Below are 25,901 nucleotides of genomic sequence, written 5' to 3'. Positions count from 1 at the left end.
AGCATCATGAATTTTAAACCTGTCAGGGTCCCAATTTCAGAGCAGAATTACTCCCGGTAGTCATCAAAATGTAATAAGCGGCGACCGTGAGAAATTTATAGGATAAGCTTTTCGACATTATTTGCTTATATGCTCAAAGGTACGTAAATTTGTTTCGTACAATTACAAAATATGTCAAATATTATTAAAGACGAAGAAATTCAGGAGCAACTGGTTAAGGCAGCGAAGCAGTTATTTGAGCTTCACGGCTTTCGCAGGGTAACCATTGACGACATCGCCAAAGCTATTGGGAAGGCCAGAAGTTCGTTGTATTATTATTATAAGACCAAAGAAGAGATCTTAGATGCAGTTATAGCGGCCGAGATCCGGGAACTGGTAAAGCTGATTGCTACCGCGATCAGCGAGGTAAAAACCTCAGAAGAAAAGATTAAAGCATTTTTCCTGACAGACCTGCGCGCTATCCTTGAAAAAAGAGGATTCTTTAATGCCCTGGATGAAGGCATGAATGCCGGTGAACTTTCAGGATTTCAAAAAACCAGGTTCGCGGTCTATCAACAGGTCCGGTTACAGGAAAGCACCTTGCTCCGCCAGATCATTACGGAAGGTATCGGGCGCGGAGAGTTAATGGAGTTGGGGCAAAAAGAGAAAGAGGACTTCATATTTGTTATTTTAAGCAGCCTGCATGGCATGAAGCGCGAAATGGTGATCAAAAACGAATTTGGCAACATGGAATCCTCGGTAAATTTCCTTGTTCATTCCCTTATTCATGGATTGAAAAAATAAAAACTATATAATAAATAAAAAAATTTGCGCCGGTTTAAACATTTAGGCACAATATGCTGATAAGCTTATGAACTTAAATACAAAAAAAATAACCAATGTTTTCCGGGCATTCCGTAACCGCAACTATAGCTTATTTTTCAGCGGGCAGTCGGTTTCGCAGATCGGCAGCTGGATGCAGCGTACCGGCGTAAGCTGGGTGGTTTATACCATGACCCATTCGGCCTTCATGCTGGGCCTCACCATATTTGTATCACAGTTCCCATCTTTTATTTTTTCCCTTCTGGGCGGGATTGTTGCTGACCGTTACAGCCGGTTCCGGGTATTGATGGCCACTCAGATTGCCTCAATGATACAGGCGGCGTTGCTGGCCTTATTAGTGTTTACCCGTCATTATACCGTTTGGGAAATATTGTTACTGAGCGGCGTTCTTGGCGTGATCAATGCCTTTGATGTACCGGCGAGGCAACCACTGATCCATGATATGATTACAGATGAGGCAGATCTGCCCAACGCGCTGGCGCTGCAGTCCTCAATGGCCAACCTGGCGCGCCTTATAGGACCCGCGATTTCGGGTTTGGTTCTGGTGAAATTCGGTGCAGGCGTGTGTTTTCTGCTGAACGCGCTCAGTTTTGTAGCGGTGACCATATCCCTGCTCCTGATCCATCTACCGGCTTATGTGCCGCCACCAGTAGAACAAAAGATGAAAACTGAACTGAGCGAGGGTTTAAATTACCTGAAAAAAACGCCCTCGATCACTATGATCCTTTTGATGCTTTGTTTTACCAGTTTACTGGTGCTGCCCTACAATACACTAATCCCTGTATTCGCGAAGGAGATCTTTAAAGGCAATGCTGCAACTTTTGGTTACATCAACAGTTTTATCGGCGTTGGCGCCATTGCAGGATCGATCTTTCTGGCAGCTTTAAAAAAGGACGCGGACCTTCAATTTATCTTATTGGTAAACACGATCATTTTCGGGATAAGTCTGCTGGCTTTCTCACACATGGTCAGTTTCCCATTGGCCATGGTATTTTTCGCAATGTCCGGTTTCGGCATGATGTCGCAAACCACGATCAGTATGACCCTTATTCAGCTGTATTCAGCTAAAGAAATGAGGGGGCGTGTAATGGGCTTTGCCGCCATGGCATATTTCGGTATGCTGCCGTTAGGCAGCTTGCTGATCGGGATCTTATCCCAAAAAATAGGAACACCAACGACTATCCTTTGCGAAGGTATAATAACCCTGATTATTGCGGCTTGCTTTTCCGGGTTTTTAACAAGCGGCCGGCGGAAATTAAAAGGCAAAAATCAATCAAATTTTAATAATTAAACTAATTTAGTATGCACTGGTATCATTATTTCAGCGGTTTTTTGGCAGGGATGTTCCTGTCCAACTGTGTTCCACATTTTGTTAAAGGCGTCTGCGGCGATCCTTTTCCCACACCATTTTCCAAGCCTCCTGGCAGAGGACTGTCCGCCCCGATTGTGAATGTGCTATGGGCCCTGTTCAATTTAGCAGCAGGTTTTCTGCTTCTCAGGTTCGGTAAAGTATCTACCGATGATAATTTATCTGTCCTCATCTTCTTTATTGGCTTTATCTGTATTAGCATTATGAGCGCTATGAACTTTGTACATAAAGACAAAGCGTAGTTTTCGAAACCACTTCATTCTGCAATAAAAAAGAACGTAGAATATATAAGGGCGCTTCGCTATTGACTAAACATGCGCGGAAGCGCCCTTATAATGCCGTTAAGCATAATGGGCATGGTGAATCACAAACTGAGATAAAGGCGTACGTGGTAGAAAACGATAGCCGTCTTTAGCAATGACCTGAATGCGCTGAAAGGCCCTTGCAGTAAATGTTAAGTAGTATTTATAGATTTGCATCAAAAAACTCTTAAATGTGAATCACTCTTTGCTTTTTCATCGCTTCATCGTTACAAAGTCAGCATTCGGGCCATAAATGGCATTTAAATTTCCGGTAAAAAAGGTGGAATTCTACCCAATCTGAGGAGCAAAGGTGGGTTAACTGACCGATGTATTTATTTACCAAATGGTAAATAAACTGCCCGCAATAAATTCGATATTTAACTTATGGAAGAGTTCATCAATTATATATTGAAGTTTGGCAATCTGAATAAGCAGCAAACTGATTTCCTGATGAGCAAAGCAAAAACGCTGGAACTTCATAAAGATGAATATTTTTCAGAAGCCGGAAAGATCCCCCGGCAGGTTGGATTTCTTCTGGAAGGGGTGATTCGTTTCTGCTATTACAACAATAAAGGCGAAGAGATCACTTATTCATTCAGTGAAGAAAATCATTTTGTTTCGGACCAGCAAAAGTTTGAGGCGCAAGTGGTAGCTTCTGAATATATACAGGCTGTTACCGATTGTAAATTGCTTGTTTTTTCAAAGAAAGATTGGGACGAGATCGGAAATACAATAGTTGGCTGGGAAGCTATAAAAGGTCTGATAGAAAAAAATTGTTTGTTAAAAACAATTGAAAGAAGGAGCCCATTAGTTTCAGAAGATGCGACCACCCGTTATTTATCTTTTATTGAACAATTCCCCGGCCTTGTCAATCGTATTCCTCTTTCTCATATCGCCTCTTACCTCGGGATCACCCAACAGTCATTGAGCAGGATAAGAAAAAATATCCGTTGAAATTGCTTTTTACCAAATGGTAAATGGTTCCAATTTTTAGATACCAACCTTTGCATCATTATTTTAAATAACAAAAAAATGAGCAAAAAAGTTGTTTTAATTACAGGAACGAATAGCGGTTTCGGATGGCTTGCCGCCAAATCCGTTGCGGCTTTGGGGCATAAAGTGTATGCTACCATGAGAGATACCGAAGGTAAAAATGCCGACAAAGCAAAAGCCCTGGCTCAGATAGAAAATGTTACTGTTCTGGATGTGTCACTAACTGACGAAACAAGTGTAAAAAAAGCTATTGATACGATCATCGCAAAAGAAGGAACGATTGACGTTTTGGTAAACAATGCCGGTGCCGCGATGTTCGGTGTAGCCGAAAGTTCTACCACTGATGATGTGCAACGGATGTTTGATATCAATGTCTTTGCACCATGGAGATTGGTAAAGTTAGTATTACCATTTATGCGCAAACAATCAGAGGGCTTAATTATTAACGTTTCAAGCGGATATGGCAGATTTTCCGCGCCTTTTTCTGTGGTATACAGTGCTTCAAAGTTTGCTTTAGAAGGTTTAAGCGAAGGGTTGCATTATGAATTAAGACCTTTAGGGGTTGATGTAGCCATCATTCAGCCAGGAGCTTTCCCTACGGAAATGTCCCAAAAGATGCAGGTTGGTTCTGATGCATCAGTTGCTGGCGAATATCAAGCAATCGCTGATATTCCCAATAAAATGTTCGCCGCCATCGGACAAATGTTTGAAACAGCAAAGCCAGATCCGCAGGAAGTTGCGGACGCGATAGTAAACCTGATCAATTTACCAAAAGGTCAGCGGCCATTAAGGACAGTTGTTGATTCTTCAACAGGAGATATCACTAAAAGGGCCAATGATGCCGTTAAAGTTGAATTCGAAAAAGTATTGACGGCATTCGGGATGGAAGACTTGTTGGTGTAAAAGATTATTATTATAAATGCCGATTTCAAATGCCTCCAGTCAAACACTTATTACTGGGCTACAAAAGCCTCCAGCGAAAGTTGGAGGCTTTTTGAGTCTATTAGCAGAGGCTCTTTTCGCGGGTGTGGACACTTGTAAGATTTTCGGTTAAGCGGTGCGCTTAACCGGGCGAGGGAGCCGCAAATCGTAGCGGCTTCCATAATACTTCATGGCATCCAACTGGGTGTTTCTCGAACTACTTTGTGGCAGACTTAAAGAGTTTGGCTTCTTTAGCACATAATCAATTCATTGGTTCGAGCCCAGTTTAATTAAAAAATGCCATCACTTGAAAAATTGATGGCATTTTTTATGATTACATCTCTTACAACATTGTAGAGTCAATATTGCAAAATTCATAAATTATCGAAGAAATTGATTTGAGGTCAATATGGCGTATAATGTTCTTAATGGTATTTTTAAATTTCTGGCACCAAAATAATACTACCTGTAGTTTTACGTCCTTCCAGATCAGCATGTGCCTGGTTAGCATTTGGCAAAGGATATATTAGTGGCTTTTCTAATTGGAATACTCCGTTTCGCACTAAGGAGAATATCTCGGGCAATGCCTTTCCTGACTTATCCTGGTAAGCCGGATAATTATTTAATATAGCCTGTACAAAGTGTATTTTTCTTTGCTCGATAAACGCAGTATTAATTTCCGGCATACCGGATGCCCAGCCGTACAGCACTGCACTTCCACCAGGTTTAACCAACTCAAGCGACTTTTGAAATGTAGCAACGCCGATACTATCGTAAAATACATCGATACCCTTATCATCGGTAATTTGCCTTACCCTTTCATCAAAGTTCTCGGCCGACAGATCAACAACGTGCTCAAAACCTCGCTTTAAGGCAAGATCTTTTTTAGCTGCGCTGCCTACAGTGCCGATTACGATAGCGCCAATAGATCTGGCCCATTCACTTAATAAAGATCCAACACCGCCGGTCATAGCATGGATAAGCACAACTTCCCCAGCTTTCAATTCATGACTTTGTTTCAATAACATGTGTGCAGTCATGCCTTTTATCATGATTGAAGCCGCCTGTTCAAATGATATATCGTCCGGAAGTTTAAAAGTTTCTTTAGCAGGGAGGATTTTTTTTTCGGCGTAAGCCCCATTTGAGCCGTAGTAAGCCACCCGGTCGCCGACCGCAAATTCTTTGACGCCGTTGCCAATTTGTTCAACGATTCCTGCCGCTTCTAATCCTATTAACGCCGGATACGCAGGCATCGGGAAAGTACCATTACGAAAGAAGATATCCAGAAAATTTACACCAATTGCTTTTTGGCAGATCAATACTTCTCCTTCTCCAGGTTGCTCAATTTCAGTTTGTTCATATCTGAGCACTTCGGGTTTTCCTGGTTGTTCAATGCGGACAATGCCGCTTGTTATTGTGTTCATCTGATTTTATTTATTGATGCAAAGCTACTATGATCGGCTTCCCTTTGGGTATTACTTTCCCAAAGGGAAGTAGTATCCTTCGGGGAAGTATTGTATTTTTGTAATATGGGAACAAAGTTGGTTGACGGAAGTATATCGGTAGATTGCTGGGAGCGATTAAGAGCGATCAACGATACAAAGGATATATTAAGCGGCAAATGGAAAGTTATGATCATCGCCTGTTTAGCTTCATTCGGAAAAAAGCGGTATATGGAACTACAGCGGTTATTAGCTGGGATCGGTACCAAAATGCTTTCCAAAGAATTGCAGGAATTAGAGATAAACGGTTTAATAACCCGCACTGTAATGAACACCAAACCCATTACGGTTGAGTACGAGTTGACCAACTACGGCCATAGTTTAAAACCCATCATTGACGAAATGGCTTTGTGGGGGAAGAGCCATAGGGGGAAAATAATTGATGAAATAGCTAAAAAAGAATAATTGCGCACGAACTTTTCAAGACAAAGACAAATATTGCGCCTCTGGAGTTCCCGGATTTCTAAAAATAGAATATTTTGAAAATAGAGACATCCGGGCAGTAGTCTTAGTTAAGTTAAGACGCAATGGGATTAAGATAAAGTGCAATTAAAAAAAACTATTTTTTATTATACCACTGGATGAATTCAAGAACATTATGGTCAGGATCAGAAAAATAAACCCAGGTTTCTTCGTTTTCAATCTCCAATGGACCTCTAAGTATCGGAATCTCCATTGCTTCCAGATCACGCACAGCTACCTCCAAGTCCTCAACTTCGACGCATAAATGCGGACAGAATGGTTTTTTCAGTATAGGTAATGTATAGTCATTAGTCAAATCTTGGATTAATTCAATACGGACATTGCCAGCGGAGATAAAAGCGTATTCCTCTTGTTCCTCTTGATTTATAGCTCTGTGATTTAAAGTAAAGCCTAACTTTTCTGTATAGAATGCAATTGCTCTGTCCATATTTTGAACTTGTAAGGCGGCATGATCAAACTTCATAATAATCTTATTTAAGTATTTAATTTAGAAATCCAATATCCGTCTTAATTGCAAAGAACGTGTTTAACTATTTTAAGATTATAGGTTAAAATTATTTAATATTGAACTGACTTCTCCTGATCATACTTAAAAACACAGGAGTGATTCCGAGATAAGAGGCAATGTGCTTTTGGGCTAAGCGACTTTCAACCTTGGGATATTTAACCACTAGTGCATGATACCGCTCTGCTCCATTCATTGAAATAGCGTTCAAAATCCTTTCACTCTGCGATAAATTGAAATTTTGATTTAGCAATCGCCAGAATCTATCGAAGACCGGATAATCAAGATAAAGTTGATCTAAGGCCTCTTTTTCTATTTGCATTACGATTGTTGGTTCGTGTGCAATAATATTTATTTCGGAGGGCAATAATTGAAGAAAACTTTTAGAGTCAGAAATCCACCAGTCTTCGAAAGCAAAATTGAGGGTATGTTCAGTCCCAGGGTCATCAACAAAAAATGAACGTAAAAAACCTTTAATTACAAAAAATTCATATTTACAAATGTCCCCTTGCTGCAATAGATATTGCCTTGGTAAAATTTTTCTTAAGGTAAACAGTGAGGTAAAATGTATTTGTTCATCCGTTGATAGATTGATTCTTTTCAATACATGATTTATCAGCAAAGTATCAGCATGTGTTTTTTCCAAAGCAAGCAAAATATAAATGTATTGCCAATAGTATGAATATTAGCCGACTTTTCTGCCTCCTACAGTTACTATCACTATTCCCTCAAAATTTGATAATTAGGTTGGCTCAAAAATATTTGACTTATATCTTCTTTAACACTTCTAAATCCACAAAGGGCCTTTTTTCGCCAAGTATAAAGGGCTATCCAATCGACGCATAAGGGTTTGGTGTCAGGCGGATGTACTCACCAGCTTATAAAAAGTGTTTAGACTATCAATGTCAATCAGAGTTGACCTGCATAAGTTCTCTTAAATCCTAAAAAGCATAGATTTTACTTTATTGGTTAATCTGAACGAACATTACGTAAATATGTTTAAAACAAAGACCAACTTGTCACCTTTGGAATTTAGACGGTCTTTCAACTAACCATCCAGGCACTACATTAATGCTCACAATAAGACAGTATAACGACGACGCCCGTTATTTTCATCACGTCATCATCTCCAAGATCAGCATTTGGACCGTAGATAATCCCGTTATGACTACCACTAACTTTGTTTTGGATACCTTTTTGCGCTATTTACAGCTCAATTTTGATCTCATAAAATCAAAGAAAAATGAGCAATCAATTAGAAAACAAAATAGTGATCGTAACAGGCGCATCAAAAGGGATCGGTGCCGGGATCGCCAAACAGATGGGAGCCGCAGGTGCTAAAGTTGTGGTAAATTATGCTTCAAGCAAGCCTGATGCGGATGTCGTTGTTAACGAGATCATGCAGGCAGGCGGTACCGCAATAGCCCTTCAAGGAGATATGTCAAAGCAGGCCGATGTAAAAGCGATTTTTCAACAAACCCTGCAATCTTTCGGCAGATTGGATGCACTGGTCAATAATGCCGGCATTTACGAGTTTGCACTATTGGAGCATTTTACTGAAGATTCTTATCAGCGGATCTTTGATATCAATGTTTTAGGTATCCTGTTAACTTCGCAGGAAGCCGTGAAAGCATTTGGCGATCATGGTGGAAGTATCATCAACATCAGTTCTTATGCGGGTAACAGGCCCGATCCTTATTCACTGGTTTACGGAGCTTCGAAAGGTGCTGTGAATTCGATCACTACATCGCTTTCACAGGAATTGGGTTCTAAACAAATCCGGGTAAATGCTATTCAACCAGGCGGTGTACTGACGGAAGGTGTACAGAAATTCGGGGCTACGGCGGAATCTGAACCTGTAAAACAGATGATAAGCAAAAGCGCGCTTGGGCGTATGGCCACCCCTGCAGACATAGGAAAGATGGCTGTATTCCTCGCTTCGGACCAATCAGCAATCATAACTGGTCAATTCATCGAGGTTTCCGGCGGCTACAAATAAAATGGAGATCAAAAAGTAAGAACTTACAAACAGGAAAGATTACTTTCCTGTTTGTTTTTAATTTTAAGCATGAAAAAAGCAGAGCAGCCAATCAAGATAATTAATTCAGTTTCAGAATTACACCGGCTATTGTGTTTGCCGCCACCAAAGAATACGCTCATTACGCTGATCGATCATACGGGTGAGAATCCTGGGCATGAAAACAAAACCCATCGTTTGGTTTTGAACTTTTATCATATCTGTATCAAGCGAAGCTTTCAGGGGCAAATGAGATACGGCAGAAACTATTATGATTTTGATAAGGGAACGATGGTCTTTTCAGCACCTAATCAGGTCATTGCTGTCGATCAGGGCGATGAAGCTGATGATGACGGCTGGTCATTGTTATTCCATCCCGATCTGATCAGGAACTATCCTTTAGGTAAATCCATTAAAAACTATGGATTCTTTGCTTACGAAGCCGACGAGGCATTACATCTTTCAGACGAAGAAGAAAAACTGATCGAGAGTTTAGTCAGGAACATCGAAAAGGAATACCAGTCAAGGATCGATAATTTTAGTGCGGATGTTATTGTATCAAACCTGGAGCTGCTGTTAAATTACTGTAACAGGTTCTACAGTAGGCAATTTGTGACCAGGAAAATGTCGAACAACGATCTCCTTTCAAAATTTGAAAATAACCTGTCAAAACACTTTGACAATCATGCAAGAAACGGTTTACCAACAGTGAACAGCCTGGCAGAAGAACTGAATGTTTCCGCAAGCTATTTAAGCGATATGTTGCGAACGCTTACCGGCCGGAATACGCAGCAGCACATTCACGACAAACTCATAGCAAAAGCACAGGATATTTTAGCAACCACCGACTTGTCAGTAAGTGAAATTGCCTTTCAATTGGGATTCGAGCATCGCCAGTCATTCAACAAGTTGTTCAAGAATAAGACCAAGTTCTCGCCGCTCGCCTTCCGTCGATCCTTTAATTAAATAAATCATGAAATTGTGGGTAAATAAATTATTGTACATTTGCATTGACTGACTGAACAGTCACTAAATTAGTAAACATGCAAACAAAGGAAATAGCAGAAAAATATTTCAATGCAATGGTGGCCGGAAAGTTCGATGAAATGAACACATTAAAAACGCCTGATTGTGTTTATTGGTTGAGTGGTGAGCGATCCTGGCCGTTTGGAGGTTATCAATCGCCAGAAAATCAGGCAAAATTATGGGGCACCGTAGCAGAACGATTCCCGCAGGGAATGAAAATGACGCTTCAATCTATCACGGCAGACGAAGAGCGGGCAGCACTTTATGTTCATATTCGGGGAACGCGAAAGGATGGTCGTATTTACGAAAATAAGGTGATGCTGCTATTAACCTTTAAGAATGGCTTAATTAGCGGGCTTTATGAATATTTGGATACCATTATGGTAAATGAATTATTCTGTGGCCCGATGGACGATGTGAAAAATTAATCTTAAGCGATGGATAAAAGAGAAAAACTACTTCAAACCGCATTGGAATTGTTTGTATCACAAGGATTTAATGATACACCAACAAGTAAAATTGCAAAAGAGGCAGGTATAGCAACGGGGACTTTGTTTTATTTTTTTCCGACTAAAGATGAGTTGATCATTTCACTTTACTTAAAAATAAAAGGACAGGCAGCAGAAAGTATAAATCTTGCACTGGCAGAAGTAAAATCAACAAAGGAAGTCATCAAAACTTATTATGTTGAATCGCTTAAATGGTCGCTCCGTAATCCCAACGAATTTTCATTTCTGGCACAGTTCTCCAATTCCCCCTATCTGAAGAAAATCGGGGCTGATGAAATTTCGGCTCAGATAGCGCCCGTATTACAACTTTTTCGTGTGGCTATAGGGGAGCAACAGATCGCCGATATGGATGTCAACTTATTGTACGCTTTGATCAGTCATCAGGTATTTGGTGTAAATCAATACCTTTCTTCCAATAAATTCACCAAAAAAGAACAGCACAACATCATTGAGGATACATTCTTGATGTTTTGGAAAATGATTGAATGCTGATGAGCAACGTAATATCAATAAGGAATTGAAAATAATCATAACAGGAGCCACAGGAATGATTGGGGAAGGCGTTTTGCTGGCTGCTCTTGATCATCCCAATGTTACCAAGGTATTGATGGTGAACAGAAGAGCGTCGCCGTTAAGGCATCCCAAACTTGCTGAACTGATCGTAAAAGATTTTACAGATTTAGCCGCCTACAGCGCTCAATTAACTGGCTACGACGGCTGCTTTTATTGCGCAGGAATAAGTTCCGTTGGTATGGGTGAGCAGCAATACAGCCACATCACTTTTTATACCACCATCATATTTGCAAAAGAACTTGCCCATTTGAATCCGGATATGGTTTTCTTCTACTTATCGGGAGTTTATGCCGATAGCTCGGAAAATGGAAAAATAATGTGGGCAAGGATAAAAGGCAAAACAGAGAACGCATTAAATGAGCTACCTTTTAAAGCTGTTTACAGCTTCCGGCCAGGTTTCATTATTCCGTTGAAAGCGCAGAAAAATGTGCGGTTGATTTATAAAGGACTTAACCTAATTTATCCTTTTCTTTTTCCAAATCAAACTTTAACTTATGATGAGATCGGAACTACATTAATGCGAATACTGACACTTGGATACAACAAAAATATTTTAGAAATAAAAGATTTAAAATCAATTGCCAAACAGGCAGAGCTGGACAAATAAAATCGAAACGATAAAAGTATGTTACATGCTGTAATCCATATTCCGCAGGTCGGTCATCAGGTGATCAAAATTAATAAAAATAGCGGCCACATTTAAGTTGCCGCTATTTTCACTTAAAAAATCTTACTTATTTTTTAGCAGCGTATACGCCTTGCAAAAATTCCTCCGCGGAAACTGGTTTTCTGCCTAAAAGCGTTTCCAGGTCTGTTTTGTCGGTTTCAAATTCACCCTGCCTGATCGCTTCTGAGAACCCTGCGAACATCCCGACAAATTGTTCAGGCATTCCTGCCTTAGTCATCGTTTCAACAAATACTTCTGCTGTAGGACTGACATAGCTGATTTCTTTGCCGACAATGCCACTCAAACTTCTTACAATTTCCGGGATGGATATATTTTCCGTATTACTGATGCCGTAGTCTTTGTTTTCGTGCCCGGTAGTAATCAAAACATTGGCGGTAGCTTCCGCCATATCGTCCCGCGTTGCAAATGCAGCCCTGGTTTCACCTGTTGGTAAAAACACGCCTTTTTCTAACACCTGCTGACCTAAAAAAATGGGTACCATATCAAGGTACAGGTTGTTCCTGAAAATGGTATAGGGTATGCCGCTTGCTATGATGATATTTTCCGTTTCGATATGTGAACCGGTCACAAAATGAATAGGCGAAGACGCCGTTTCGTTTTTGCGCTCGGTACTGGTGTATAAAATATGCTTTACGCCCGCTTCTTTTGCTGCCGATACCACATTCCGGTGTTGCCCGGTACGATCCACTACATCAGAACTTGATACCAATAAGAGTTTATCGATCCCTTTAAAAGCTGCAGTCAAAGAATCGTAATTATGGTAATCCCCGGTTTTGATCGTAATACCTTTTGCTTTTAAATCTTCGGCTTTTGCTTCGTCTCTTACCAATGCAACGATGTTGGTTGAAGGAATGCCTTTGTTTAATAGGAAATCAATGGTTGATTTTCCAAAATGTCCTGTTGCGCCTGTTATTAAAATCATTTTTTGCTTTTTTTATAAATTGATAAAGCAAAATTCCATGAAATAACTCCCCAAAAAATGCACCTGGGTTAACTAATCAGAACTGGGTAAAAATTCTTTTCCGGATACGGCTAAGTGATTGCGGTTTTACCCCGACAAAAGAAGCGATATGATACTGGGAGATCCTTTGCTGCAAATCTGCATGGTTTTTTAAAAACCGCTCGTAACGCAATTCAGGTGTTTCTGCATATAATGCACTGATGTCCTGCAGCATTTTCACGAAGACCGATTCAATGGCAACCCTGCCGAAACGTTCCCCTCCTTCTATATTGGCATAAAACAGTTGCAGATCCGCGTGCGAAATAACAAAAACTATACTGTCTTCTAAAGCCTGAATGTTTTTCGACGAGGGAAGCTGAGGAAGAAAACTTTCATAATTGCATACGAATTCATTTTCCTGGGAAAAGTCATAGATCTTTTCCTCCCCATCCTGGTTGATATAGAACCGCATTAATCCCTTTGCCACAAATCCTACCTGTTTACAAACTCGCCCTTCTTCTAAAAAGAAGTCTCCCTTTTTATAAATCTTTTCCTTAAACAAAGATGTCACGATATCGATTTCTGCCGGGCTTAGCGTTATCACCCTTTGTATGCTGTTCAATAAGCTGTTTATCATTTTGGGTATTGCTTTATTACCGCCAACATCTTTATTTATATCGTCACTCACAACAAAAATAAATAAATAAACTTGTATGCCCTCTGGGCAATGCGATGTCTGCCTTGGGCAGTAAGAAATACCGCCAAGAGTACAGTACTCTTTTACAGAAACAGGCCTGGCTCTCTTCCAATCTTAATATGCCGAAAGAATGGGAATTAAGATTTGAGCAGAACTTAACAGAGGTTGTGTCAGTGGCGGTATAATGTAGGAATCAGCTATCGTTAAATCAAAAGTTAGTCATTTTAATTGATCCGTGTGGATAAACAATCATAGAGCTCTCACATCATCCTTTACTTTTCTCATCTTTGTTTGTTTAATGAAAGGGCATGCAAGAAACTAAAAGGTCATCAGATAAGATCGGACGCGCTGACCGGCTGGATCTTACAGTGAATGAAAACTGTAAGCTTGATATACCACAGGATATTTTAGAAAAACTACTTAAGCCACACAAGCTGACTTATTATTGTTTTGTTTTTTTAGACCAGGGAACAGAAACTTATAAAATAGACTTACAGGATATTACCATTTCTGATGGGCAAATGATTTTTGGCTTACCCAACCAGATATTCTGTAATCCTCCTAATGGCCCCCATAACCTGAACTACAAAGCTGCATTTGATGATAATTTATTGGCGCTGCTTCCAAATTCATTTCCATTTTTGTTAAATCCTCTGAATTCGAATACCATTACATTTACACCGGATGCTAAGGAACGGGTTAAGTCAGTTTTTGCCCACTTATATCAATTGCTTCATCATACAGAAGCCCCAAGAGACACTGAAATTATTTTGGCGTATATGAATACGCTTTTAACTGAATTTAACAGCGCTTACTTCGAACAGGGTGTGCAGGGGAACCTGCCAAATTCAAAATTGTCCAAATACATTGCTTTTAAACTTGCCGTAGAAACGCACCTGACCGAGCAGAACGATGTGCAAACTATAGCCGATAAATTAGCGATGACTACGAGTAGTCTATATAGTGTTGTGAAAGAATTTTCCGGAGTTTCACCAAAAGAGTGGATGACGAACCGGCTGATACTGGAAGCGCAGCGGAAACTGCAATACTCTACGCTTTCGGTAAAAGAGCTTGCTTATGAATTGGGTTTTAACGACCCTGATTATTTTTCGCGGTTGTTTAAGAAGACCACGGGTAAAAGCGTTAGCGAATTTTTAGCAAATTATAACGATTTGTCCAGTAACTAAAATGATTTGTCCACCCTGCATGATTTTCTGCAGATTACTTTTGCTTCATTAGTTAAAACCATTAATCAAATGAAAATAGCATTAGTAACTGGAGCAAACAAAGGCATAGGATTGGAGACCGCACGGCAACTCGCCCAAAACGGCCACTTCGTTTATATAGGCAGCCGTAACCTTGAAAACGGTTTATCAGCAGTAGCAAAGCTTAAAGCCGAGGGTAGCATTAACATTGAAGCTGTACAATTAGATATCACCAACAAGGAGTCGATTGCGGCGGCCCGCGCAACTATAGTTCAAAAAACCGGGGTGTTGGATGTATTGGTGAATAATGCAGGTATTTCTGGTGGATTTCCGCAATCCGCACTCCAAGCAACCATTGATCAGTTCAGATTGGTTTATGAAACCAATGTGTTTGGCGTGGTTGGCGTCACGCAAGCTTTTATTGATCTGCTAAAAAAATCACCGCAGCCACGCATTGTAAACGTGAGTTCTGCCATGGGCTCGCTTTCCCTCGCGGCAGGCCATCCCGGCAGCCCTAAAATGGCTTTATATCAATCAAGCAAAGCTGCGCTCAATATGTACACGATCAATCTTGCTTATGAGCTCCGTGATATGCCGTTTAAAGTCAACATGGTTTGTCCGGGTTATACTAAAACCGATTTTACAGGGCATCAGGGAACAAGCACAGTACAAGAAGCCGGGCAGCGTATTGCCAAGTACGCTTTGATTGATCAGGATGGCCCAACAGGAAAGTTTATCAGTGAAGAATATTTTCTTGAACCGGCGAGTTGCCCGTGGTAAAAAAGCTTTTCTTATAAATGAACTGCTTATGGCAGTGCAAAAAAGAGGCTGTATCATAATGACACAGCCTCTTTAATCTTAAAAGACGTTGACGGAAAGCCTAATTATAATGACTTTTACAAGATGTCAGAAAACGTCATGCAGTAAAATTCTGTTAGTTTCCAGACCTTAAAATCTTCGTTTCTATATTAATGATTTTGTTTCGGTCAAATCCCGCAGTATCAGCAGCAAATTCCGCGCTTTTTAAATAGCGTTCAGTCATTTCATCGGCATCGCCATCGTCCGGAAAGGATACCAGGGCGATGACCTGGTTTGCAATCCCCGGTGTATTACCGATCCAAACGCCTTTGACCTCAAAGCCGAACTTCGGAAGGTTTATTCTGTGCTTAGCCCAATTTGCTGTGAAATATTGTGCGGCTGTTTCTTTATCAGCGAGGGTGTAAATTCTTAGTTGGTCCATGATGTTAATTTTTTACTTTGATGGTGTTTTTATTTGAGGTTTAGCGGTCAGTAACAGTATGCCGACTACTGAACAAATAATAGTCGCTACAATATGCGGTATCGCCTGTGGCACACTGGTATAACTTTTTTCGAGCACAGTAATCATATCGGAAACAGGGATGATGGTTGCGACTACTAACATTACGCCCAGGGCCCGGCGTTCTTTCATCAAAACTAAAGCGCACAACAAGATCCCGGAAAATATATCCCTGATACCTTTGATGTGATGAAAAGAATAGTCGCCATTTGAATTAAAGCGGATGCCGAATGCGGCTGTTGCCACTTCAGGAGAGGAAAAAAAGCGGGCTCCCAGGAACACCATTCCCAGTCCCAGTAAAAATGCGATTGCATAAGAAATTTTTGTTGTCATGATAATTTGTTTTTAAATGTTGATACAAAATTATCCCTGCAGCAGCGGGCGTTCATGCACCTGGGTTAACAAATTAATTTTGCGTGGTAATTCTTTTACGGCCCCGGCTAATCATATAGAACCAGGTGAGCGCACGGGTGAATACAGGCTCGTAACCACTAATTTGGTTTTTGATGTGCATGGCGACAGCAAAATTTCTTATGTAGATTATGCCGCTGCTCTGGTTGACGAAATCAAAAACAAGCGATTTTTAAACCAACAGTTTAGCATCGGCCATTCACCCGACAATGAATAATGATTTGATCGGATGGCCGAATTACAAAACTCATTAGAAAGCAATTAATTTAATCGTCTAAATAGCTTTTTTAAATTGTTAAGACGCTAAGATCATATCTGTGGTACTTCGTTTAAATCTTATATCGCAAAAAAAATAATTCGTTAACGTTGTTGTATCAACGATTTCCGAGTGAGTTATTGGAATTGGAGAAAGGTCTTTGCGCCAAAATTATAGTCTGTTAAGTCATGAACGCAACAATCAACAGCGGAGTATAGCCACGAATATGTCAAAAAAGTGATGACACTTTCTGTTGCGTTCACCTGAAGGCGATCGTAATGCTAACTTTGTGCTCCCACACGATAAAATCGCCATAATGAATAAAGAGATCTCACCAGGTTACGTTTTTAAGTATGCAGCGCTTGCGGAATCCTTATATAACTCACTAAGCGATGACCCTTTTTATATTGCGTTGTTAAAACCGTTAGCGGGAGAAGCAGCTAAAAAAACTGCATTGTTAAAATACCTCGACTACTCCATGCAGGAGGCAACTCAATACGGCAGGTTATTTATCCCAGACGGTGACCCTAACGGAGTTTCCATCTGGGCTCGGCCTATGGATGAATCCGCTGAAACAGCAAAAAAACTGGCTAAGAAATCTTTTATCAGGCAAAACATCGGAAAACATTCACTCCATATTTACGACCTAATCAATGCTTTTATGGCGGATAAGGTACAGCAATCAATCCCTGATGATGCCTGGTACCTCTCTATTCTCGGTGTGAATCCTGCCCGCCAGGGACAAGGGCTGGGATCGGCGCTGGTACGTGGTGTTTTACAGGATACAGATCGTCTAATGAAACCGACCTACCTGGAGACTTTCAATCCCAAAAGCCTCCCGTTTTATCAGCGTTTAGGCTATGAAATAATAGCCAAGGTTGATGAACCCAATACCAATGCTTCATACTGGGTGCTGATGCGTAAACCGGTCAGTTCGTTGCTGGCCTGAAGTTTTCAAACGCCGCATCAAATATTTAAAATAAAAACACCAGAAGTATAGATCACGACCAAAATTGATATCGCTCCAGTTGATGCTTTATTGTTTCCGAGTAGGCTGCCTTTCTGTCGCTTTTAATTAAAAGACTGTCTGAACTCCAAAGGCGAAACATTTGTCTTTGTCTTGAAAAGTTTGCTGAACGATTGTGAATGTTCGAAGCCTAATTCATATGCAAAACACTATTGTTCCGACATAGTGTGCGGTCATAAGATGGCAAGAAATAATATGCCGGTACGCTGATATCTTTATTTAAAATACAAACAGCTCGTTCGCAAATCGGTGAATTAGCCAAGCTATTTAATAAATAATTAACATCTAACTTATTGTTTATTAATAAATTAAATAATACCTTGTAAGCCTAAACCGTAAACCATGAGCACCTTTGATCCTTCGGAATATAACTTCGCCGAACTTTCACTGAAAGATTTGGCTGACGCCCGTGAAGACTTCCACCTTCATTTGATGAAAAAAAAGAATGTAGTAGCAACCGCTCTAGGTTATTACCGCATTCGCAAAGCAGAAAAGTGGCCCACAGCCGAAAATCCCCACCCGGACAACTCAGGCTTTAAATCTACCGCCCGGACGCTGGAAAATTCCGAAATAAGACCGTATTCATGGCCGGCGATCCTCGTCTTTGTCGATACCTGGGAGAATCCCCAGGCGCTTATTTCCGACTCGTCGGCGATTATTCCCAAAACATACTATCTGAAAAACGGAAAGGCTGTTCCGATATGTGTCATCGAGTCGAAGAAACAGGATAGAGTAACCTCTGACGTAGATATCGACGGTTTGCATTTCCCGACCAATATCATCAGCGGCGGGTTCCCGCTGATGACCGAAGTACAAGGCCGCGATCACATTGCATCATTCGGCTGCCTCGTAACTGATGGCCACTACACCTATGCTTTAACCAACCGTCATGTGACGGGAGATCCCGGATCGGAGATCACGACGTTTCTTGATGGAAAAGAAACGGTGGTAGGTGAAGCGTCCGAACTGCAGATCGGCCGGGTTTTGTTCAACGAGATTTATCCTGATTTTCCCGCGCAGAAGACCTATCTCAACATGGATATCGGTTTGATGCGCGTAAACGACGTCAACCAGTGGAAAGCCGAAATACTGGAGATCGGCGAAATGGGCAGGCTGATTGACATTAATAACGATAATATCAGCCTAAAACTGGTCGGACAACCTGTAATAGGTTATGGTGCCGTTTCCGGTAAGAAGATCATTGGTGAATTGCAGGCCCTGTTTTACCGCTACAAGTCTGTCGGCGGGTTTGACTATGTCAGCGATTTCCTGATCGGCCCGGCGGCGGGGCAACCGGTCGGCGAACTGAACGTGCACCATGGCGATTCGGGTACCCTGTTGCTGGTAGATTGCCCGGAGGGCGGCGAGCCGCTGGGTATTTTATGGGGGATGCACGAATTTATTGAAAATGCCGGTAAAAAAGTTCAGCCGTATATCCTGGGTACTTTCCTGAGCAATGTCTGCAACTATCTCGATGTGGAGATCGTCCGTGACTGGAACCTCGGCCAGGTCAACACCTGGGGTTCCGTAGGGCACTTTAAAATTGGCGCTTACGCCTGTGAACTGGTTAAAGCGAACACCAAGTGTTCCACTTTCCTGATGGCCAACCAAAAAAACATCGGTTATACGGATTTGGATATGACCGGGGGCAAAATGGTACCCGGTAAAGTTCCGCACGGGACTTTTGTGCCGCTGGCGGACGTTCCGGATATCATCTGGCGCAACGATCCCAGGCGAAAAGCCGATGAATCTAACCATTTCGCGGATATGGATGAACATAACCCAGCGGTGATGAATGATCAGAGCCTGTTAAAACTGAACGAGGACCTTAATTTTATAACCATCGAACAATGGCTGGCGTTTGACAAGGAGATGGACATTGCTGATCCGGTTTATAAAACCGAGAAGGACGGCACCAAAACGCTGCGGCCCCGCCGCGGGGCCTTGCCGTTCCGGATATGGCAATGCTATAACCAGATGATCAAATCGCTGAAAGCAGGCAATTTGAAAGAATACCTCGTGGCCGGGGGGATTATGTCCCACTATGCCGGAGACGCCTGTCAGCCCCTGCATATTTCCTATCTGCACCACGGGGAGACCGTGAAGGAAATGGGTGTGCACTCGGATTATGAAACAGGTTTGATCGCCGCCAAAATGGCCGACCTCTTCCCGATGATCCACGCCCTGGGGCAGGAGGTCAACGATGCGGAGCTGATCGGCCCGCACGGCAAAGATGCCGCGGTTCATATCATCAGCCTGATGCGAAATACTATCGCGGCGTTCCCGCCGATGGAGGTACTGGAAAGCTGGAGGAATGCCAAAGGCCGGGGTAAAACGGAAAAAATGTGGGCCGAGCTGAATGATAAAACTGCTGCAACCATGGCGACCGGCGCGCATGCGCTGGCTATACTTTGGCAGAGCGCCTGGAAACACGGCAATGGCGATGCGCTTCCCACAGAAGCACTGATCGAGTTAAAGCAGGCCGACCTGATCAAATTATACAGCGACCTTACTTTCATCCCGTCTTATACGCTCGACGATGTCGAAGCTTATAAAGCGGTTTGCTGGTAGCTGTATTCAGTTATGCAGGTTCATCGGAATGATAGACAAAACAAAAGTTCCTTTTACTGAGTCAGCCCGGTATTTTGGCCTGTTGGCGATTTTGTTTGGCGCGGGTCTTTATGTTTGCTTTCATTTTCCTAAAACAATACCTGCAAAATTGCTCGACCTGCGGAAGGATAAAAGCAGGAACCATTACGCCGTGATTTTCTGCGAAAGGGACGCGGGGTTTTACGGCCATGTTTTCATCACGATGTCTGATTATCATGATCAGCGGAAATTCCCGGTCACGGAAGCTTATGGCTTTTACTCGGTAGCCCGCGATAGCTATGAAGTCGTGAGGGACAGCACAGACAGCAGGATAGAACTGGACCTGCAGGGCAAAAGAGCGATCCTGTTTCCGGTCAAATTTACATTGGTTGCCTGGATCGACAGCACGAAGTTCGAGGATTGCCAAAAACTGTTGTCGCTGTCATTTAAAAGGTCCAAACGGTACAAGTTATTTAATAACGACTGTATTACGTTCGTACAGCATTTTGAAAAAACACTAGGCCTGAAAAGCCCGTCCAGGTTATTGAATCCGGAGCCTAAGCAGTATATTGAAGCATTATTTGAACTGAACTGATGGAAATAAAACCCTACTGGGCCAACGTGGCCTTCGGCTGCCTGCTTTCGGTCATCGCAGCCGTAGTTTTAACGCGCAAGGATATCACCCTGGCAAACGGGATGCTGATATGGCTGCTGTTTATGATCTGCATCGGCCTGAGTTTTTCCGCCGGTTTCCAAGGCAGGCAGTCCGTAGGCAAAGCGGCTTTACTTATCTCATTAGCTTTGCTCGCCGCCCTGTGCTTTAAGGGTGCTGCGGAGATCATGATTAAAGGTGGGTACTTCTACGTAGCTAGTATCGGCGAAGTCAGCGTCCAGGAAATGAAGAATATCGACAATCTGAAAAAATACGCGGCGTTTTATTTTGCCATCTTCCTTCTTACGATCCCTGGATTGACCGTGGCCATCTTTGCCCGCAAAATCGTTATCGATCTGCTAACCAAGCTATTTTCCATCACGGAAGGACGATTAAAGACAATCACCAACATTCTCAATTATTCGATCAAGATCATTAGTATTGTACTGGGCGCAATCCTCGCATTAAAATAAAAAAGGTCGGCCAGGAACATTGATGGGCAATTTTCAATTTGAGGATGATATAAAGTCATTTGGAATTGATGTAGAGGTTACAATATAGAGTTCAAACCATTTCGGTAATTTAAAGCGATGAACAGATCTGGCCTGAGCGATTTAACAAGCCTTCAAATAAATCCGAAACCTAATCAGATTATAACCGATTTTGAAGAATTTAAGGCGGGGTACAAATTGATGCAACTCAAACTTGATGGTGATACATTGTTAAGTAGATTTTTCCTTGTTATTACTGGCAGCCTTAAACTTTTAACGCTGGAAATGCAGGTTCGCCTTCGCTCTGCGCGCTAACGCGCACGCCGCTGCGGATCGCCAGCATTTCCAGCAGCTGCAACAGCCGCAGTTTTGGCTGCGCTTCGCCAGCCCAGGCGGCTAAAGCCGTCCCTGCGCTGACCAAAACAACGGCAGTTGCCTTTATTTGGTTTTAATGACGACTTCTATACGGGCGGACAGGTTTTATCCAGCAATGCTCTAAAGCGCTGTGTTCCGGGTAACACTCTTTTCCGCTAAAAATTAAGTTTTTACAACAAAGGTAGCGCGCTATTCAGGTGCCCGTCAAGGGTATATAAACCCCGCTTCGCGAGGCCCTTGACAGGCACCCGCCGCGCACTGTAAGGTAATAAAAACTTAATTTTTAGCTTATGGAAAAGTTTGCATTAACCCTTCAGTCCAAAACAGCCATTGACGAACACATGGCTGACAACCACCTGATGCGCTACGAGCGGGAGATTATGGCTGAAATTGTTTCAGTTATTGAAAAAGACGACGAAAAAGCTTTAGCCTGGTTCGCAGGCTTCGGTGATAGTTTCCAGCAGATACTAATGAATGTAAATGAACACCGCAGGGCACTGGAGTTCGGATTTACAGATATTGCGTTTAATCAATACGGCTGGTTCGCAGCACCGAAGTTCTTAGACCGTGAGGTTATTAAGTTGGAGCAAAGCGAAATTCGTATCGGGCGTGGGCCAAATGGCATTTGGGCCTATGCTTTAAGCTGCAATTATGGTACTGCCGGTAGCAGCGGCCCGCTATGCGTTTTTTGCACAAAATATCCTAACCGCGAAGCGGCTTTAACGGCTGCCCTGGCGGAAATGAAAGCCAAAATGTCGCAGTATATCGGTAATACCGACACGACGAATTATAAGCAGCATGTGCTGCAAAAAACCTTAAAAGCGATTGCAGCATGTGAAGTTAGTATGGTGCAGCTGACTTTATTTTAATCGTTGTTTATTCAACAAACGGGTAGCTAATGCTGCGCATACGGTATAGTTTATACGCATCCGTGCTATTTATTTTTTCAGCAGGTCCTTTTTAAAGAAGTCTTCCATGATATGAAATTTCAACTGCTTGCCTGCCGTTTTTGGCTCTAAATATTTCTTCATGTCCTCAAAAATAGCTTTAGTATCGGCGAGTTCGGTATCGGTATAGATCATCACGAATACACCATGCTTTTTAAAAAAATCGCGGTGTTTGCGCATTTCTTTTTCAAAGTTATCTTTGGCCATTTCATTGATCTCCTTATTGGTCAAGCTGGCTGTTTTGGCCAGATGCCCGTGACTTGACCAGGGGGAAAGTTCAAAACCAACTTTATTTAGGGTATCTGATTGAATAATGGTGAAATCGAGTCTGTACTTATGCTTTTTCAATAACCCATCATACCGAAATTCAGGAATAAGCAATGGCACGCTTTCCGGGTTTTCATGCCCTTTTACATAATCGATATAATGCTGTGCAATAGGCTTTTCGTAAGCGGAACCGGAATTCCGCACAATAACGTTTTTAAAGAATTTGAGGTAATCATCCACTGTAGGAAATGTCATGATCTCGAATTCGTCGGGTACTACTAGTCCCGTCTTCAAAACATGCCCTATAGTCCAGTATTTTTTGTCGAAATGTCTGATCTCGCTCTTGTCATTTTCCCATTTATCGTTTGGAAACCGAGGGGTGATCAATAATCCATAAGATGCATTTTCCTGTCCGATCCAGATTTCGCTGTCCTCAATTGCCGGGCGTAGTTTTGATAAAGCCTCATAATTTCTGAGGTAGGTCCGCTCTAAAAAAACAAGCAGGTATTCTTTGAAAACTTTATACTTTTGTAAGAGCTTGAAGGTTTCGCATTCGGGACTGTCGGGATAATCCCTCATTTCCAATACCCGTTTTTCATATCCCTGCAACCAGGAACTAATAAAATGGTCTGCTGAAGTGATCACCTCATTTTTGATGTCGATATAGTCCGCAAATTTTCCGCCGATTTTACCATGCAGGGAATGGACAGAATCGATACGGGTTTTCTTCAGCACTTCTGCTTCCATCCCCTGAAGCTTGGCTGTCAATTCATCTATGATTTTATTTCTCGCTGTTTTTTCCGGGTCTCTTTTAGCCATGACAAGTTTGGTTTAGGAAGCAATATTTAATTAGGATAATATAATCGGTTATAATGGAATAATATCAAATCTAAACATGCTTTCCGGATAGTCAAAACTATTTTAATGCGTTCTGGGCATTTTAAGGATCGCGACTGAGAAGCCATCCGGTTGTCCCTAAGTTTTGTGCTTTACTTTTGTATTTCACTGATCTTCATGGCCTTCCGGACGATATCGTTGTACTTGGCGAGACGGACGTAGGCCACTAACAGGATGTTGGATAAGGCAACAGTATAATTATGGTCATAATAAAAAGCATGTGCCACATTATTCCGGATATTATAGCCGCATGCAGTGAACGTATAAAGCCAAAAGTCAAGGTCGTCTTTTTTAAATTTGGTTTGTAATTCGGGGCTTTGCAAAAGCTCGTTAACATCTTTATTAACGGTTTGATCTTCTCTTACTTTAATCGTCGTTAAACCCGCCATCCCGCAGAGATCGCGGAGCAGGCCCTCGAACTTAACTGCCAGTTGATCAAATGCCATCTGTTCTTCCGGTGTCAGCAGCTTTTCTTTGTCCGTAATGTTAACCTTTAAGAGGATCTCCAGTGCGGGGCGCAGGCTGGTCATCCACCGGTGGGTGAATTGTGTATCACTTAAAGCCGTTTTGACCAGTTCATTCTGGAACCAAGTATGGTTAAAATAATCAAGGCCTTCGGCCACGAAATCTCTTTTTGATTTTTTCATTTTATTTACCATATAGCAAGCATTAATTGTTAAGTACGATCAACGATTTAGTCATCGAAACCGGCCTTAACTGGTATTATTCCCACCGGCCCGTTTTTACTCACCAGGGGAGAACCGTGGCTGCACCGACCTAACCCACAGGAAAGGCTACCGATGACTAAAACTTTTAACTTTACGATCTCTGAATTAGATAAACTGCCAATACCAGCCAAAGGCAACAGAAGCTATTACAAGGACACCCAGGTCAGAGGGCTGTTCTTTGCCATCCAGCCCAGCGGCGCAAAATCATTCTATGTGATCAAAAAGATTGCCGGTAGAACCGAGAAGATCTTTTTGGGTAAATACCCCGATCTGACCATCGAAAACGCCCGAAAACTCGCTAAAATCAAACTTGGCCAGATTGCCATGGGCATCAACCCGCAAAACGAAAGGCGCAAAATTCGTAATGAAATGAATTTCGGGCAGCTATTCGACCAATATTTGCACCGTTACAGCAAGGTTCATAAAAAATCCTGGCTGGCCGATCAGCAGGATATTACCCGCTTTGTACCGCACTGGTTCAAGCGGAAGATTTCGGACATCAAACGCCCTGAAATCAAACGGCTGCACGAAACCATTTATCGTGACCACGGGTTATACCAGGCCAATAAAATGCTGCAGCGCATCCGGGCGATTTACAATAAGGCCACCGAATGGGGTTGGGAGGGTAATAATCCCACAACCGGCATCAAAAAGTATAAGGAAAAGTCCCGTGACCGGTTCATATTACCTGCCGAGTTGCCGTTTATTTTGCAAGCGATCAATGATTACGAAAGCGAGACGGTACGGGATTATTTATGGATGTTGTTTCTCACCGGCGCACGCAGAACCAATACTTTGATGATGCGCTATGAGCAGATCAATTGGGAATATTGCGAGTGGCGCATCCCGGATACCAAGAATGGCGACCCGGTAACGGTGCCACTGATGCCCCGCGCCATGGAAATTCTGCAACGCCGTTTTGAGGTAGCACAAAGCCAATGGGTGTTTCCGAAAAAAGGAGATTGTGAAAAACATACCGCCAGCGTCAAAACTGACTGGCAGAAAATTACAGAACGGGCGACCTTGTTGTTATGGCAGCAGAATGAAAAAAATGCTTGCTGGTTAGATAGCCTCGGAAAACGAATGTCTGGTGCGTATGATGGTGGCATGCCATTCAAGCAAATCATCAAACAGGCGGAATCGGAAAACTTTCAGCTTCCCCAGGGTGTCACCGATATTCGCTTGCATGATATCCGCCGAACCTTTGGCAGTTACCAGGCTATCAGCGGAGCGAGCCTCTCGATCATCGGCAAGAGCCTGGGGCATAAATCACCACAGGCAACCGAAATCTATGCACGGTTAAATCTTGACCCTGTACGGGCATCCGTTGAAACAGCAACCAATCTGTTTCTATTACAACCGGCGTAAATCAACGATCTAAAAATCCGAAC

The 25,901-nt window shown here is 42.2% G+C and carries 30 protein-coding genes and 1 pseudogene; 21 read left to right on the top strand and 10 right to left on the bottom strand.

Annotation, left to right across the window (positions count from 1 at the left end; genetic code table 11):
* Window positions 1-171: 171 nt before the first annotated feature.
* From BDD43_RS10695 to BDD43_RS10675, 5 genes are all read left to right on the top strand, one after another.
* A complete protein-coding gene (locus tag BDD43_RS10695) occupies window positions 172-783 on the top strand; it encodes a TetR/AcrR family transcriptional regulator (RefSeq protein ID WP_121197660.1) in 612 nt (203 codons plus the stop codon).
* Between the two features lie 67 nt (window positions 784-850).
* Window positions 851-2,113, top strand: coding sequence for an MFS transporter (locus BDD43_RS10690; RefSeq protein ID WP_121197659.1), 1,263 nt, complete (start codon window positions 851-853; stop codon window positions 2,111-2,113).
* A gap of 11 nt (window positions 2,114-2,124) precedes the next feature.
* Entirely contained in the window at window positions 2,125-2,433 is a 309-nt protein-coding gene (locus BDD43_RS10685) for a hypothetical protein (protein ID WP_121197658.1), read from the top strand.
* Between the two features lie 444 nt (window positions 2,434-2,877).
* On the top strand, window positions 2,878-3,447 hold the full coding sequence (locus BDD43_RS10680; RefSeq protein WP_121197657.1) for a Crp/Fnr family transcriptional regulator: 570 nt from the start codon (window positions 2,878-2,880) through the stop codon (window positions 3,445-3,447).
* Window positions 3,448-3,525: 78 nt separating this feature from the next.
* Window positions 3,526-4,389, top strand: coding sequence for an SDR family oxidoreductase (locus BDD43_RS10675; protein WP_121197656.1), 864 nt, complete (start codon window positions 3,526-3,528; stop codon window positions 4,387-4,389).
* Between the two features lie 455 nt (window positions 4,390-4,844).
* On the opposite strand, the gene BDD43_RS10670 is transcribed toward BDD43_RS10675, so the two are convergent.
* Entirely contained in the window at window positions 4,845-5,831 is a 987-nt protein-coding gene (locus BDD43_RS10670) for a quinone oxidoreductase family protein (protein WP_121197655.1), read from the bottom strand.
* Between the two features lie 105 nt (window positions 5,832-5,936).
* Between BDD43_RS10670 and BDD43_RS10665 the strand changes: the two genes are divergently transcribed.
* A complete protein-coding gene (locus BDD43_RS10665) occupies window positions 5,937-6,314 on the top strand; it encodes a winged helix-turn-helix transcriptional regulator (protein WP_121197654.1) in 378 nt (125 codons plus the stop codon).
* A 154-nt stretch (window positions 6,315-6,468) separates the two neighbouring features.
* On the opposite strand, the gene BDD43_RS10660 is transcribed toward BDD43_RS10665, so the two are convergent.
* Together BDD43_RS10660 and BDD43_RS10655 are read right to left on the bottom strand one after the other, a co-directional pair.
* Window positions 6,469-6,855, bottom strand: coding sequence for a VOC family protein (locus BDD43_RS10660; protein ID WP_246001537.1), 387 nt, complete (start codon window positions 6,853-6,855; stop codon window positions 6,469-6,471).
* 91 nt (window positions 6,856-6,946) lie between these two features.
* Window positions 6,947-7,543 carry a Crp/Fnr family transcriptional regulator gene (locus BDD43_RS10655; RefSeq protein WP_121197652.1) on the bottom strand — a complete coding sequence of 199 codons (597 nt, stop codon included), beginning with the start codon at window positions 7,541-7,543 and terminating at the stop codon, window positions 6,947-6,949.
* 597 nt (window positions 7,544-8,140) lie between these two features.
* Here BDD43_RS10655 and BDD43_RS10650 point away from each other — a divergent pair.
* The 5 genes from BDD43_RS10650 (at window position 8,141) to BDD43_RS10630 (ending at window position 11,629) form a co-directional block, all read left to right on the top strand.
* Complete coding sequence (locus tag BDD43_RS10650; RefSeq protein ID WP_121197651.1) at window positions 8,141-8,896, top strand: SDR family NAD(P)-dependent oxidoreductase; 756 nt, start codon at window positions 8,141-8,143, stop codon at window positions 8,894-8,896.
* Window positions 8,897-8,965: 69 nt separating this feature from the next.
* Window positions 8,966-9,880: a helix-turn-helix domain-containing protein gene (locus BDD43_RS10645; RefSeq protein WP_121197650.1), complete on the top strand. Its 915-nt coding sequence runs from the start codon at window positions 8,966-8,968 to the stop codon at window positions 9,878-9,880.
* Window positions 9,881-9,957: 77 nt separating this feature from the next.
* Complete coding sequence (locus BDD43_RS10640) at window positions 9,958-10,368, top strand: nuclear transport factor 2 family protein (RefSeq protein ID WP_008504398.1); 411 nt, start codon at window positions 9,958-9,960, stop codon at window positions 10,366-10,368.
* 9 nt (window positions 10,369-10,377) lie between these two features.
* Window positions 10,378-10,941: a TetR/AcrR family transcriptional regulator gene (locus BDD43_RS10635; protein ID WP_008504399.1), complete on the top strand. Its 564-nt coding sequence runs from the start codon at window positions 10,378-10,380 to the stop codon at window positions 10,939-10,941.
* Between the two features lie 25 nt (window positions 10,942-10,966).
* Complete coding sequence (locus tag BDD43_RS10630) at window positions 10,967-11,629, top strand: NAD-dependent epimerase/dehydratase family protein (protein WP_008504400.1); 663 nt, start codon at window positions 10,967-10,969, stop codon at window positions 11,627-11,629.
* A 127-nt stretch (window positions 11,630-11,756) separates the two neighbouring features.
* On the opposite strand, the gene BDD43_RS10625 is transcribed toward BDD43_RS10630, so the two are convergent.
* Both BDD43_RS10625 and BDD43_RS10620 read right to left on the bottom strand, forming a co-directional pair.
* Window positions 11,757-12,632 carry an SDR family oxidoreductase gene (locus BDD43_RS10625; protein WP_008504401.1) on the bottom strand — a complete coding sequence of 292 codons (876 nt, stop codon included), beginning with the start codon at window positions 12,630-12,632 and terminating at the stop codon, window positions 11,757-11,759.
* A gap of 76 nt (window positions 12,633-12,708) precedes the next feature.
* Window positions 12,709-13,338, bottom strand: a complete 630-nt coding sequence (locus BDD43_RS10620; protein WP_246001535.1) for a Crp/Fnr family transcriptional regulator — start codon at window positions 13,336-13,338, stop codon at window positions 12,709-12,711.
* A gap of 317 nt (window positions 13,339-13,655) precedes the next feature.
* Between BDD43_RS10620 and BDD43_RS10615 the strand changes: the two genes are divergently transcribed.
* Together BDD43_RS10615 and BDD43_RS10610 are read left to right on the top strand one after the other, a co-directional pair.
* Window positions 13,656-14,534, top strand: coding sequence for a helix-turn-helix domain-containing protein (locus tag BDD43_RS10615; RefSeq protein WP_121197649.1), 879 nt, complete (start codon window positions 13,656-13,658; stop codon window positions 14,532-14,534).
* A gap of 69 nt (window positions 14,535-14,603) precedes the next feature.
* Window positions 14,604-15,332, top strand: a complete 729-nt coding sequence (locus BDD43_RS10610; protein WP_040627014.1) for an SDR family oxidoreductase — start codon at window positions 14,604-14,606, stop codon at window positions 15,330-15,332.
* A 154-nt stretch (window positions 15,333-15,486) separates the two neighbouring features.
* Here the strand turns inward: BDD43_RS10610 and BDD43_RS10605 are convergent, their stop codons facing one another.
* Both BDD43_RS10605 and BDD43_RS10600 read right to left on the bottom strand, forming a co-directional pair.
* On the bottom strand, window positions 15,487-15,792 hold the full coding sequence (locus tag BDD43_RS10605; protein ID WP_008504411.1) for an NIPSNAP family protein: 306 nt from the start codon (window positions 15,790-15,792) through the stop codon (window positions 15,487-15,489).
* A gap of 12 nt (window positions 15,793-15,804) precedes the next feature.
* The gene (locus BDD43_RS10600; RefSeq protein ID WP_008504412.1) at window positions 15,805-16,203 is read right to left on the bottom strand and encodes a DUF4267 domain-containing protein; all 399 of its coding nucleotides are present in this window, start codon (window positions 16,201-16,203) and stop codon (window positions 15,805-15,807) included.
* Window positions 16,204-16,219: 16 nt separating this feature from the next.
* Here BDD43_RS10600 and BDD43_RS10595 point away from each other — a divergent pair, with 16 nt between their 5' ends.
* Both BDD43_RS10595 and BDD43_RS10590 read left to right on the top strand, forming a co-directional pair.
* On the top strand, window positions 16,220-16,498 hold the full coding sequence (locus BDD43_RS10595) for an NAD(P)-dependent oxidoreductase (protein WP_040625684.1): 279 nt from the start codon (window positions 16,220-16,222) through the stop codon (window positions 16,496-16,498).
* Window positions 16,499-16,853: 355 nt separating this feature from the next.
* Entirely contained in the window at window positions 16,854-17,486 is a 633-nt protein-coding gene (locus BDD43_RS10590) for a GNAT family N-acetyltransferase (RefSeq protein WP_121197648.1), read from the top strand.
* Between the two features lie 122 nt (window positions 17,487-17,608).
* Here BDD43_RS10590 and BDD43_RS10585 read toward each other — a convergent pair.
* A pseudogene (locus BDD43_RS10585) lies at window positions 17,609-17,707 on the bottom strand (AraC family transcriptional regulator); the annotation flags it as partial.
* Window positions 17,708-17,906: 199 nt separating this feature from the next.
* Between BDD43_RS10585 and BDD43_RS10580 the strand changes: the two are divergent.
* The 5 genes from BDD43_RS10580 (at window position 17,907) to BDD43_RS10560 (ending at window position 22,540) form a co-directional block, all read left to right on the top strand.
* A complete protein-coding gene (locus BDD43_RS10580; protein ID WP_121197647.1) occupies window positions 17,907-20,135 on the top strand; it encodes a Nal1-like putative serine protease in 2,229 nt (742 codons plus the stop codon).
* Complete coding sequence (locus BDD43_RS10575; RefSeq protein ID WP_162847035.1) at window positions 20,104-20,748, top strand: hypothetical protein; 645 nt, start codon at window positions 20,104-20,106, stop codon at window positions 20,746-20,748. The genes BDD43_RS10580 and BDD43_RS10575 overlap by 32 nt, the downstream gene beginning before the upstream one ends.
* Window positions 20,748-21,278 (top strand): hypothetical protein, encoded by a 531-nt coding sequence (locus tag BDD43_RS10570; RefSeq protein ID WP_121197645.1) that lies wholly within the window; start codon window positions 20,748-20,750, stop codon window positions 21,276-21,278. The genes BDD43_RS10575 and BDD43_RS10570 overlap by 1 nt, the downstream gene beginning before the upstream one ends.
* A gap of 117 nt (window positions 21,279-21,395) precedes the next feature.
* Window positions 21,396-21,611 carry a hypothetical protein gene (locus BDD43_RS10565; protein WP_121197644.1) on the top strand — a complete coding sequence of 72 codons (216 nt, stop codon included), beginning with the start codon at window positions 21,396-21,398 and terminating at the stop codon, window positions 21,609-21,611.
* A 350-nt stretch (window positions 21,612-21,961) separates the two neighbouring features.
* A complete protein-coding gene (locus tag BDD43_RS10560; RefSeq protein WP_121197643.1) occupies window positions 21,962-22,540 on the top strand; it encodes a hypothetical protein in 579 nt (192 codons plus the stop codon).
* Window positions 22,541-22,609: 69 nt separating this feature from the next.
* On the opposite strand, the gene BDD43_RS10555 is transcribed toward BDD43_RS10560, so the two are convergent.
* Window positions 22,610-23,704 (bottom strand): hypothetical protein, encoded by a 1,095-nt coding sequence (locus tag BDD43_RS10555; protein ID WP_121197642.1) that lies wholly within the window; start codon window positions 23,702-23,704, stop codon window positions 22,610-22,612.
* A 170-nt stretch (window positions 23,705-23,874) separates the two neighbouring features.
* Window positions 23,875-24,429 (bottom strand): DUF4209 domain-containing protein, encoded by a 555-nt coding sequence (locus tag BDD43_RS10550; RefSeq protein ID WP_162847034.1) that lies wholly within the window; start codon window positions 24,427-24,429, stop codon window positions 23,875-23,877.
* A 153-nt stretch (window positions 24,430-24,582) separates the two neighbouring features.
* Between BDD43_RS10550 and BDD43_RS10545 the strand changes: the two genes are divergently transcribed.
* Window positions 24,583-25,878, top strand: coding sequence for a tyrosine-type recombinase/integrase (locus tag BDD43_RS10545; protein WP_121197640.1), 1,296 nt, complete (start codon window positions 24,583-24,585; stop codon window positions 25,876-25,878).
* Window positions 25,879-25,901: the final 23 nt, after the last annotated feature.

The organism is Mucilaginibacter gracilis, assembly GCF_003633615.1.
In the GTDB taxonomy this organism is placed as follows: domain Bacteria; phylum Bacteroidota; class Bacteroidia; order Sphingobacteriales; family Sphingobacteriaceae; genus Mucilaginibacter; species Mucilaginibacter gracilis.
This window is presented reverse-complemented; position numbering and strand designations above follow the sequence as displayed.